Annotated in this window: 8 protein-coding genes and 1 pseudogene; all 9 read right to left on the bottom strand. The window is 41.0% G+C overall.

The features are described 5' to 3' along the window. Positions 1–143: 143 nt before the first annotated feature. The 9 genes and pseudogenes from ACGEDC_RS18245 to ACGEDC_RS18205 all read right to left on the bottom strand — a co-directional run bounded on the left by ACGEDC_RS18245 (position 144) and on the right by ACGEDC_RS18205 (position 12,216). Positions 144–767 carry a VanZ family protein gene (locus ACGEDC_RS18245; RefSeq protein WP_394494910.1) on the bottom strand — a complete coding sequence of 208 codons (624 nt, stop codon included), beginning with the start codon at positions 765–767 and terminating at the stop codon, positions 144–146. A 120-nt stretch (positions 768–887) separates the two neighbouring features. Continuing rightward, positions 888–3,455 carry an agarase gene (locus ACGEDC_RS18240; RefSeq protein WP_394494908.1) on the bottom strand — a complete coding sequence of 856 codons (2,568 nt, stop codon included), beginning with the start codon at positions 3,453–3,455 and terminating at the stop codon, positions 888–890. 45 nt (positions 3,456–3,500) lie between these two features. Next, entirely contained in the window at positions 3,501–4,760 is a 1,260-nt protein-coding gene (locus ACGEDC_RS18235) for an SMP-30/gluconolactonase/LRE family protein (protein ID WP_394494906.1), read from the bottom strand. Continuing rightward, positions 4,744–7,026: an agarase gene (locus ACGEDC_RS18230; protein ID WP_425233808.1), complete on the bottom strand. Its 2,283-nt coding sequence runs from the start codon at positions 7,024–7,026 to the stop codon at positions 4,744–4,746. The genes ACGEDC_RS18235 and ACGEDC_RS18230 overlap by 17 nt, the downstream gene beginning before the upstream one ends. Before the next feature lie 187 nt (positions 7,027–7,213). Continuing rightward, positions 7,214–7,801 carry a bifunctional 4-hydroxy-2-oxoglutarate aldolase/2-dehydro-3-deoxy-phosphogluconate aldolase gene (locus ACGEDC_RS18225; RefSeq protein ID WP_394494902.1) on the bottom strand — a complete coding sequence of 196 codons (588 nt, stop codon included), beginning with the start codon at positions 7,799–7,801 and terminating at the stop codon, positions 7,214–7,216. A 52-nt stretch (positions 7,802–7,853) separates the two neighbouring features. Continuing rightward, positions 7,854–8,924 carry a PfkB family carbohydrate kinase gene (locus ACGEDC_RS18220; protein WP_394494900.1) on the bottom strand — a complete coding sequence of 357 codons (1,071 nt, stop codon included), beginning with the start codon at positions 8,922–8,924 and terminating at the stop codon, positions 7,854–7,856. Beyond that, a pseudogene (locus ACGEDC_RS18215) lies at positions 8,921–10,272 on the bottom strand (MFS transporter). The gene ACGEDC_RS18220 and the pseudogene ACGEDC_RS18215 overlap by 4 nt, the downstream one beginning before the upstream one ends. A 110-nt stretch (positions 10,273–10,382) precedes the next feature. Continuing rightward, positions 10,383–11,537, bottom strand: coding sequence for a mandelate racemase/muconate lactonizing enzyme family protein (locus tag ACGEDC_RS18210; RefSeq protein WP_394494898.1), 1,155 nt, complete (start codon positions 11,535–11,537; stop codon positions 10,383–10,385). 43 nt (positions 11,538–11,580) lie between these two features. Further along, positions 11,581–12,216 carry a GntR family transcriptional regulator gene (locus tag ACGEDC_RS18205; RefSeq protein ID WP_065108186.1) on the bottom strand — a complete coding sequence of 212 codons (636 nt, stop codon included), beginning with the start codon at positions 12,214–12,216 and terminating at the stop codon, positions 11,581–11,583. Positions 12,217–12,682: the final 466 nt, after the last annotated feature.

The raw sequence follows: 12,682 nt of genomic DNA, 5'->3' as shown, positions 1-12,682 counted from the left end.
ATTTGACACATTATCATAAGTCACTTATATAAAACCTATTATACTTGTGGCGATACTGCCAATCAGTCAAACAAAGGATAGCTTTTAGATTGAAGACTTTACTTATTAAATCTTGATGAATCCTATGTCATTGTCCCGCTCAACTATCGGTTGCGGCTAATCCATTTAATGGTGATCACACTAAATAAAGTGATGCCTACTGCATCAGCCGTTAAATCGCCAATATCAAAGGTACGTGTCGCGATAAAACCCTGACTGACTTCTTCAATAAACACTAAGGTACTGATTACAACAATGGCGTAATAAATTTTACGTTCAAATAAGTTAAAATATGCCGCTCGCGATGCAATCAAGGCCAGTGATGTCAGCGTGCCAAAAAGCATCATGTGGCCAACTTTATCGCCGTAAGGAACGACTCTCACTAAATCAAAAAATATGTTATTGCCACCAATATTGGCTTGATAAATTATCCAGCCAATAAAAATAGCAAAACTGACCAATGCCAAACTCAATAAAGGTACTTGGGTCCGCACACGGCTTTTAACTCCATGCTGTTCTGATGAAACTGGCGTTGTTGCTCCCGACTGAGATTCAATATCTTGGGTACTTTGTTGAGGTGTTTGCTGGAGATTTGATTGGAGGTTTTGTTGGGGTATGTCCATATCAGCTATTACATAAGTTTTGCAATGCGCTTTGGTATCAGTATTGATGACGTTGCAAATCGCCTTATTACTCTGTTGCTTTGTATCCTTAACAGCCTTGTTCATTCAGATAATCCATTAATATCATGTATATTTCATGATGTTACAGTAACTAAAAACACGCAATCAATGAAAGATGAACAAAAATAAATCCAGCCTAAAGCTGGATTTATATAGGGCTAATCACTATTGACCATATCGCTGTTGGTACATGGTAGAGGTGACTTGTTTAACAGCTTGAATCATTTCAGGATAAGGTACGTCAGTGACCGTTACAAAACCTATGTTGGCATTTTCGCCATCAAATGCCCTGCCAGTAATGGGTTCATCAATGTATTGAAACCAATGTGCGCCAACCATATACGGTTTTTCTAGCACACTTTTCATATAAGCTTTATACATACGCGCTCGATCGACTTGATTCGCTGCATGGACAATACCTGGGCTATACATACCTGAGTCGGTTGCTGTGCCAATATGGAATTCTCCTACTACCACAGGTAAATCCACTTTTTCTAAAAACTGCCAATAATCAGTTTGTAACCCTTCTTCATAAATATTGAAGCTGAGTACATCGGAGTATTTAAGCGATGCTTTAATGATTTCATCAGGCATCCCCCAGTTTGCCATTCTTGCCCCCATATATAAATGATTCGGCAATACCTTCTCTAGCGTATTGTGAACAACGTTAAAATATTGCTCGCCAAGTTTTTCTAACAGCAGTGATAAATCGGCAATTAACTCAGGTGTATGGTCGGCAAACTCGAGTCCAAGGTTTAGATCGCTCCACTGAGTATATTGCGCTCCCCACGCTGCATTAATGTTATCAATAGCGCCATATTGCTCTTGCAGCACCTTAACAAAGGCTTTTTTAGCTGGGCTTTGGCTAGCGGTTTTTGAAAGCGCATCAAGAATCACACCATAACGCGCTTCAACTGAGCCTTCTCTCTCACCCCAACTTTTCTCATTATCAATAAAAATACCGGCGCACCAAGGTGAAGATTGAATATCCTTTGCAATGGCGTCAATGGTAATTTTTGTTCGCTCGGCGAACACGGGATCGAACGGATCTGGCATTAAGCCCCAATGATTAGTTTTACCTGACAAGGTTTTAAAATCACCAATTATCCAGCCATTGGCAAAATAAGGAACCTGATTGGATTGATAAAAAGCAGGGTCAACCCAGTTGCCAAATGAAGTAAAGCCCCAATCATGCATACGTTTTGCAGTGACATCCTGCCAAGCTTGTAAGTATTTAGCTTGCGAAGAATGTTGTTTTTTTTGTTCCAGATGCTGATTTTCTTCTAGATAGTTTGATGGCTTAAATACCGCAGGATAGGAAGCAACATCCATTTCATTATATCTACGCTCTAAATTAGCGCGGTAAAAGCTGTATGTTTCGCCATGAGGTATTGGCCCTTTATGAGTTGTTCTGCGATAACTGTAATGTTTAGCTAGTGGCGCATCATAGTCGGGTAACCAAGTGAACATGTCATGTCTTAATGATGAAATAACGTAGCGTTTTTCTTTCACCTCTTTAGCAACATCCACAATCCCCATCGAATCTTCAGGTGTAATTTCATCACTGGTTCTTACCCTTATCCGAGGATCATCATAATCAATCCCTGTTAACGTACTCATGTTGGCCATTCGTACATTAGCTGGCCCATGAGAGAAAAACAGATTGCCCTCTGGATCGACCATCCACCACTTACCATCGACTTTTTCAGTTCGAAAATACCCTGTCGCGTTTAATTTAGGTCCTTGGGTATACCCACCGTATTGTGAACGGTTAGGCATGCCACTAGACGCTTGTAACTGACTGAGCTCGTTATCTGCCAGCGCTTTTAATTGCGTTTCTGAATTGATATGTAGCGCCGTGGGTTGTTTATTATTTTGACCGAAACGATCAATTAAGCCAACGAGGTAGTCAAAGGGGTTATCTGTCTTTACAGGCGGGTTTTGACGGATACGAATGTCATCAATTATCACCGACTTAGCGCGTAAATTGCCAATAGTAAAAAATGATAGTGACGACAGTTCAGTAAATGATGCGCCTTTTTCACGCCATGAACGCCACACCATCATATCGTCATTGGTATTCCAAGGTCTTACGTCACCCCATACACCGGTATCGGTTTGCGCCTCAATTCCACTCAGTGGAAAATATATCGTGCCATTATATCCAGCAACTAAACTGATAGAGCGACTTTGGTACTGTCCAAGAGGGTTTGTAATGTCCACATAAAGCTGAATAGATTCATCACTGGTATTCGTGACATTCAATGCTAAGTTTGCACGAGGAAACTCAGCAACATTCCAAGGTGAATCAGGTTTGATGGTTAATTTGGGAATATTAGCTGTTTGCGGAAAATCCACTTTTAAACTTTGGCTATTATTACTGGAATTGTGAACAACTGCGGTTTGCGTATCAGTAAGTTTTAGCCAACTGAGCTGCTCATCATTATTAAAATCAACCAAGTGTTTAAGGACCACTTCGTCAGCAAACACATCATCAGTTTGATGGTTTTGCGTATTAACTATTTGCCCCTTACTTGCTTTATCGATACTTGCCTCCTGTGAATGGCAAGCTGTTAACGCAACCAAAACGCCTAGCAATAACGAACTCAATTTTGTTTTAGATTGACTAAAAGTAACAGGTAAAGTGCTTGAATTTGCCGCACAGTGATCTGCTGAAGGAATAACAGATGCTTGAAATGCTTGCGTATTAGTAAGATAAAACTTCCTTTTCATTTTTATCATCCTTTTAATGAACCAAGGTAATATCAACCACAAGTGCTATTGCGGTTGTTTGACCAAATCGAGCGAATATAGATATTGATGTGCAGTAACAAAAACCGTGGAGTAGTCATCGTTAAAGGCAAGGTTGGCAGCAATACTGGGCAAATGTACTTTGGCTAGTAACTTTCCCGAATGATCAAATAGCCATAGTCCATCTGGGCCTGTGGCGAGAACATCTCCAGAAGGCAGGACTTTTAATCCATCGGGTAAACCGCGTCCTTCGTCTTTCACTGGCGGTAATTGATGAAATACCTGACGCTGTATCACTTGCCAATCAGTATTCAAGGTATATTGATACCAGGCAGGCTTTTGTGGATTTGAAGCTGCAACGTACAAGGTATAGGTATTGTCGCTCGACGGCACGGATGCAGCCAACGCTATCCCATTGGGATAGCGTAAACTGTCATCAATTAGGCTTAATTCATGTTGCTTAGATAGCCGATACACCCCTTGAAATGCCAATTCCTTTTCAGGATCGTTAAGCTGCTGTGCTAGTCCATAAGGCGGATCAGTAAACAGTAAACTACCATCGTGGCTTAATACACCATCATTAGGGCTATTTAAGCGCTTACCGTTGAACTGACTAACTACTCGTTGATAGTTACCCTTAGGTTTATCAAGTGACGCCTGCATTATTGCAACCTGACGAGAGCGAGACTGTAGCAATATTAATTGCTCAGCCTCACTATCAGATGTGTTAATCACCAGCCCATTAGAAAAGCCGCTTACAGGTAAATACTCATTAAGCCCTTGATCGGGATGAAATTGAAATACTTTGCCTGCAGGGATATCTGAAAACAGCAAATACTGGCCAGCAGAAGACCAAACAGGCCCTTCTGCCCACTGAAACCCAGAGGCTAACGTATGAAGCGGCGCAGATGTGTTTAACACTTCGTACGCTCTATCGTCGAAGATCTCATATCGAATATTACTTAAGCTTGGTTTTTCTTGCTCAGGTAAATTCAGCACCGGCGCAGCTTGGCTATGATGACTCACAGCCAAAGTGCAATACATCACTAACAACGCCAACACCTGTGACCCGAAACGGCGAGTTATGTTACTGCACGTATTGCCATAGATACTGTAATCACTATTGTAATCACTATTGTAATCACTACTGTAATCACTACTGTAATCACTGCTGTAATCACTGCTGTAATCACTACTGTTATAAACACTGTTATATTCATAGTTATAGCCAGCGGCAGAAATAGTGTTGCAAATTGGCCGAGACATCATTTTATTTAACGTAAACATCACCAAAACGCCTCGTATAAATTTGCTGATTGACGGCTTTTGCTGCATCAACTAATGGCTGATAAGGAATATCTGTCACACTCACGAACCCAACGTTGTAGTTTTCACCATCGTAGGCACGACCTGTCAGAGGAGAATCAATATATTGGAACCAATGCGAGCCAACTAAATACGGATTATCTAGTACGCTGTTAACGTATTCTTGATATTTAGCGCCTCGGTCGGCTTGTGAAGAAGCATGAATAAGTCCAGGGTTTAGTAAACCAGAATCCATTGAACCATTATGGAACTCACCTATGATACTTGGCATATCAATGCCTTCCAGAAATGACCAGAAGGAGTCATTTACCGATTCTTTGTAATAATTGTAACTCATTACATCGACATGTTTAGCCGCGGCCGATCGCACTTCGGGTGTCATGCCCCAACTGGCAAAGCGAGCACCTAAGTACAAATGGTTTGGTAAGTACTGCGCAACAGCATCGCTCACCACCGCAAAGTACTCGCTGGTATAATGCTCAAGTAATAACGATAAATCCGTTACCACTTCATCCTTAAAATCAGTAATCTCTATACCGGTTTCAACTCGCTTCCATGTAGAAAAATTTGTTCCCCATTGGCGGTTTAATTCGCCGATGTCGGTATATTTTGTCTGTAATACCTTAACGAACTCAGCTTTAGTTGGGCTATCGCTTGCGTCTATAGCTAACGTGTTGATGACAAGACCATATTGAGACTCTATGCTGCCCATTTGTCCCCAGCTTTTCTCGTTATCGATAAATATACCAACACACCAAGGATTATTTTGAACTTCAGCGGCAATTTGCTTTGCAGTGAAATGAGCCCGTTTTACAAATTCGGGATCAAAAGGGTCAGGCAGTGGACTCCAATAATCATTACCACTACTGACCGTTTTAAAGTCGCCGATAATCCAACCATTAGCAAAGTATGGAATTCGATTAAGTTGGTAAAAGCTGGGATCGACCCAATTACCAAATGACGTAAAGCCCCAGCTGAGCATGCGATCGACTGTGGTATCTCGCCATTTAGGCATAAACACATCAGCGTCGTTAGATTGATATTTACGCGCAAGATTTGCTTGATAAAAACTAAAGGTTTCGCCCTTTTCTACTGCACCAGTATGTACTTCACGACGATAACCAAAATGTTCAGATAACGGCTCGCCATATTTAGGCAGCCAACTGAACATCTTGGCTCTTAACTCAGAACTGACATACCTTGTATCCCAAGCAGATTCAGGCGCCCTATTTAATCCAATAGAATCCTCAGGCGTAAAATCGCCTTCAGCTCTTGGGGTTATATGCGTGGTATTAAAATCATACCCTGTGATGGTAGAAGTATTTGCCATGCGTATATTGGCAATACCATTTGAGAAAAATAAATAACCTTCAGGATCAACAAGGCTCCACTTTCCTTGATACTTCTCAACTCTAAAATATCCTGTTGCATCAAGCTTAGGTCCAGCCTTCCAACCATTAAAAGTTGAGCGTCCCTCTGGTACGGTCTTACGTAAACTAGCTTGTTCTTTTGCAGAAATGGCAATTAATTCATCTGTAGATTTCACTTTATTGATAAAATCAATCTTGGTGCTTTGGCCAAATTCATCCACTAAATTCTCTAAATATTGGTCATTAAGTTTTGTCGCTTTAATCAATTGTAAATTGCTCAACAAGATTTGCTTGTCTTCTGGCACACCATGAACACTAAACTCAATTTCAGCGACATTTTTAAGGTCAATATTTTTCACACCATAACGCCAAATTATAGGCGTATAATCCGTTAACCAAGGATTAGGATTACTTCTAATGCCTGTTTCAATTGACAAGTCTTCACCAGATAACGACATAAAGTAGTTATTTTGGCTTTTAGCTGGTAACACAATATTTCGATTATGACTTAAGCCAGCACTGTCTTTTACTTTGACATGAATAAAGACTGAGGTTGACTTCGGGTTAGCCAATGAGACAGCAAAACCAATTGGCTCATTCGATTGCCAATTAAAACTTTTATCAGGTTTAACACTAAAGCTAGCGCTATGGTGCTGCTTTGAATCAAGATAAACAACTAATTGCTCTTTACCATCAATTTTTTTAATCTCACCACGAGAATTTTCAAAATCAAACTGATTTAGTATTCCCGGTTTACTTAAATCTTCGTAACCTGTTAACGGCGACAATAAAACTGTTGCTTGCGCTTTTTGCTGTTCTATACTGTTTACAGCCTCAGTTTCACCCCTTGCTTCCATGTCTTTTTCGGTGATTTGATTATTGCCGTTATCATTAACACCATCACTGCAAGCAAGTAATAAACTGGATATCAGTAAAGATAAATAAAAACGTTTGTGCCTTGAGCTAGGTTTAATTGTCATTAGCTTGCCTTCCTTGTTAATTTTTTTGCATTAATTTTTGCGACTATTTCACTGACATTTCTGGTCAATTGTTCGGCTTGTTGCGGACTGTAAACGGGTTGCGCCAAACTCCCGCCGATACCAACACCTGACGCTCCACTGTCAAACCAAGCGTCGATATTGGAGGCATCAATACCACCAACGGGAAAAAGTAGGTATCAAGAAAAGGACCATGAGCTAATGCTTGTAAATAGTTTGCTCCCATAGGTCCTGCGGGAAATAACTTAATAATGTCAGCATTAAATTGAGAGGCATCGACGATATCTGTCGGGGTCATTGCGCCCATGACCACAGGCACATCCAACGCGTGGGCATGTCGCACAATCGCCTCGTTAGTATTAGGCGTTACCAAAAACTGAGCACCTGCTTTAATTGCCCGTTTTGCGATTCGATGATCGGTCACCGTTCCTGCACCAATTAACATGTGTGGGAATTGCTGCCTGAGCTGAGTTATAGCCATTTCATAACCTGGAGTATTGCTGGTGACTTCTACCGCAAGTACGCCAGCATCAGACATACATTGAACAATGCCTTCAATGTCACTAGGGTCTTTTACTCTAATAATGACAATCAATTTTTGACTGATTAATTGCTCAACCACCTCGTGTCTCATGTCGTCTCCCTTTGTCTATTTTTATCCTAAATGACTGAACTGGTTACCTTGTTCATCGAATAATGTGGCCAGATAAATTACCGTCCGCAATGTATTGAATCTCAGCTTCATTTGACCAATTTTGATCGCCAATACCCGTATGAGCTAGAGCAAATGCAGCATTGGCAAATTGCGCAATTTGCTGCCCATGCCAACCACGTTCTATCCCGTGCAATACCCCAGCGGCAAAGGCATCACCTGTGCCTAAACGGTCTTTAATTTCTACGGTAATCGGTGCTGAAAAGCTGCATGTTGTCGAAGTAATATAAAAACCATTTAAGGTATTTTGATTAGCGCTATGATGCACTCGCTCAGTCATTGCAAAATCAACATCAAATTTAGCTCGTAAAAATTCAGCCAAATCATTAGCTTGATACCAGCTGCGTTGGCTAGTTTTGTCCAATCGTTCAACAGAATATTGAGAAATGACGTGGACGAGTTCTTTTTCAGAGATATCTGGCGTCTGATAATCAAACACGTCACTTATAACGCCAGCATTTCCAAAGGCTAGATTGGAATAGGTTAGGATTTCGCTGAAATAATCACGTGCCTTTTGGCTGTCATCCCAAAGCGAACGTCGATAGTTAAGATCAAAACTGACTTTTACCCCTAGAGACTTGGCAATTTTGACCGCTTTAATCGTTTCTACTGCGCATTGGGTCGATAATGCTGGTGAAATACCACTAACATGCAACCAACGCTTACCTGACAAAATACTTGGCCAATCAAACTCGTCATTAGAGATTTGCGAAAAAGCGGAATAAGCGCGGTCATAAACCACTTTAGATGGCCTAATAGACATGCCCATTTCAATAAAATAACTGCCAATACGTTGACCACCTCGACAGATATAATCAGTTTGAATCCCGTATTTTTTAAGGCTTGCAATGCCATGATCGCCAAGTGCATTACTTGGCAGCTTAGTAACAAAATGGCATTCATGGCCCATTAATGCCAAGGAACTGGCCACATTCGATTCAGCACCGGCAAAATCTACAGATAGCTGTTCTGCACACACCAGTTGCTGTTGTGCGATTGAAGGCGTTAATCGCAGCATCATTTCACCAAAAAACAGCAAACTCATTTTGATTTGGCCTCAATGATTGACGCTTCAACTAGTTCAGCCGCAGAATCAAGCTCCATATCAGATGGCACAGTTATCTGCTCGACTTTACCGACCAAGAACAAGTACGAGCACAAACCACACATACCCAAGGCTGCGATTAACATTAATGCAGGTTTAAAGTCGCCATCTTGTGCTAGGTATCCAATGGCAATGGGGACGATCACGGCAGATAATCCACCAATGAAATTAAAACACCCTCCCACTAAACCAACCATATGTTTAGGCGCGAGTAATGAAACAAACACCCAATTGATAGACGCTAACCCATTTCCAAAAATGTCACTGACAGGAAGAATGTCATCCAAGCCGTACTATCGACATAATTTGCGAAAATCACACAACTAGAAAGCAGCAACCCTATAATAATCGGTGCTTTTCGGGCTACTTCATTTGAAATGCCTTTTCGCACCAACCAATCAGAAACAAAGCCAGACACCAAAACACCGGCAAAGGCACACAAAAATGGAATAGCGGCAAGAAATCCGGTATTGATATCGCTTAATCCACGATATTCAGCCAGATAGGTAGGAAACCAAGTTAAAAAGAAAATCAAAGTCCCGCCTAAACAAAACTGACCTATGTAAATGCCCCATAACTTGCGACTGGTAAAGGCGACTTTTAGATTTGACCAGTTGATTACAGCTTGTTGAACAGGCTTTTGAGATTGCTTTGATAATGGCTCATCTGACAGCGTCTTTTCTGTCTCAGCAGAGACAGCCTCATCAGGATCTTTATAAAGCCAATACCATATTCCAGCCCAAATAATGCCGATGGCACCTGAAACATAAAACAAACCACGCCAACCAAAATACTCTTGAATAACCGCCAGCACAGGCATTAAAAATGCCAAACCAATGAACTGACCTGAGGTATACACAGCAATCGCGCTCGCCCTTTCTTGTTCTTTAAACCATTGCGTCACGATTTTATTATTAGCAGGATATGAAGGCGCTTCGAAAAAACCAATCGCCATTCGACAACCGATTAACGCTGCTAATGAACTGACCATCCCCTGCACTATGGTTGCTAACGACCATGCCACTAATATAAAGGGATATAAAACACGGATCTTGATTGCATCGACCACCATGCCGCCGGGAATTTGCATAATGGAATACGTCCATGCAAATGCTGAAAATATCATCCCCATTTCTAATTTACTGATGTCGAGATCAGCAGAAATTGCCTGCGCTGCAACCGAAATGTTGGTTCGATCCATGTAATTAATAACCACACTACAAAATATCAGCGCCAGTACAGCAAACTTTTGTTTAGTCTGATGAGGTGTAACTTGTTCTTGTTTCATTTTCTATCCATGAAAGCGTTAGCATTGTTAATAACAGCTTCATACAAGCCTCTAAGATGAGTCATGCTCTATGCTGTTGGCTAGGTTGACTTAATTCGTTATGTTGCCTGTTACCAGTTGGTGTAAGAGCCATCCGGTTTATGTAATCTTGGCGGCTCCCAGAACTTGAAAGCCTGCTTCGGTAATGAGGCCTCATCAACATCAATGCCTAAACCAGGCAGGTCAGAAACGGGATATGCATTGTGAGAGACTCGAGGCCGATGAGTAAAAATGGCGTCATATTCAGATAAATCACCATCATAAGGCGGTAACTCCAGCCAGCTTAAATTACTTATTGCAGCGCAATAATGAATCGAAGCTGCGGTACAAATCGGACTCAATGGATTGTGTGGCATCATGTCGATATATTTGGTTTCACACATCGCGGCCACTTTCATAGCCTCGGTAAAGCCACCAGCATTACAGATATCAATTCGGGCAAAATTGGTTAGCGCAGTATCAACATAAGGAGCAAAATCCCATTTACTGGAAAACTCCTCTCCAATAGCAAATGGAACGTCCGTCATTGAGCGCAGATTTTGATAACTCGTTAAGGACTGATCGCGAATAGGCTCCTCAATAAAATCTAAGGTACCCATAGGCATTTTTTGACAAAAAGATGCGGTCTCAGCAACTGTTAACCTATGGTGATAATCAATACCTAAAACAATCTCTTGGCCAATACTCTCTCGAGTTTTAGTTAGCCACTCAGCGGCGATTGCAATTGATTTTCGTGCATCAAACAAGCTTGATTGTTCTGCACAGCCATGTTCGCCTGTGGTGGCTCTAATAGCTTGCCAACCTTGTTGCTTTAGTCTTTTTACATCATCAACAAAGTCGTCATTAAAGGCTAACGTAGAAGTGACAAATAGCGGGATCTGTTTTCGCTGTTTACCCCCTAACAGTTGATAAACAGGCACATTAAAATGCTTTCCTGCAATGTCATGTAACGCTATATCGATGGCCGAAATCGCAGCGGCAAGCACTCGACCGCCTTCAAAATACTGACTTCGATAAAGCTCTTGCCAAATATGAGAAATATTTAACGCAGATTGACCAATTAAAAACTGTTTGAAGTGCTCAATTGCACCAGTAACAGCAAGTTCACGACCAGAAAGGCCAGATTCTCCCCAACCATAAACGCCGGAATCGGTTTCAACTTTAACCAGGCAAACATTTCTAAAACCCAGCCAGAAATTAAAGGTATTAATATCCGTTATGATCATCTGTCATTCCCTATACATAATTAAACCTAAGCCGTTTCAATTTTCAGCTTTCAAGTGCAACATTGCTTTGCCAGTAATCACCGCCACTTTTAACGTGTTTTGTTAACGTTCTAACCGCAGACTCTTCATCTTTTGCGTTTATCAAATACAGTAAATGGCTGTGCTCACGTAAAATAGCCTCGTATCGACTTGGTTTTACTGCCAAATTACCCAATAAAGCCTGTAACATTAACTTCTTGTTTTTCCACAACACTAAGGCACTTTGGTTATAGTGATGGCGATACATTTCCCAATGAAACTCTGTATCAAGTTGCCTAAGTTGACTCGCTTCATGCTTAGGTAATAACGTCATTTTTTGATGTATTCTTGCTAACTTGTCTAAACTTTCTTGGCTTGCGTTACTGACATACCAAGACAAAAAATATGGCTCTAACAATTGCAAAATTTCAAAAACATCCCTCATGCTTGAATAAGCAAAATTAGCGACCCTAGCACCGCTATTTTTTTTAAAGGTTACAAACCCTTCGCCCTCTAACAGCTTTAGCGCCTCACGGACGGGATTAACGCTAGAGTCATAGCGTTTAGCTAACAAGGTCGTAATCAATCTATCGCCACTGACTAATTCGCCCTGCGCAATATCAGCTAAAATCCTGCTATAAATATCAGTTTCTAATTGCATAACGTCCCATTTGGCACACAGATATTGTTTAGTGCCGCAGCTTGATTGCACATAATCCTGAGTTAGTAACAGCATTTTTTGCGTCAAAAACCAGCACGCAAGTTCAAAAAAGCAGCAAACACTGTTGGATTACACAATCTATCAATTAACCATTATTGTCAACAATTAACATTAAATAATTTATCATTTAATAAACAATAGATAAGATTGAGCGATGGTAATAGAGAGAAAATATCAACAAGAAGGCGTAAACAGCATGGCTTAAGTAATTGAAAAAATGATATAAAAATGCTGTTAAAACTGTTGTCATACAGCTTTGGCATTCAATGATGAGTGAGTGTGAGTATTTAACATTCACTAGCAGGTATGAGCCCACGAGGTGTCATAGATATACCTACATACAAGGCAGCTGGTATACATCGATGTGAGAAAGGTAGTGACAACCGCCCTGTTACCCTCAACAGGC

This window comes from Shewanella sp. ENK2, assembly GCF_043568515.1.
Lineage (GTDB): Bacteria > Pseudomonadota > Gammaproteobacteria > Enterobacterales > Shewanellaceae > Shewanella > Shewanella japonica.
The sequence above is the reverse complement of the archived record's forward strand: the minus strand, read 5'-3'. Positions and strand labels throughout refer to the sequence as shown.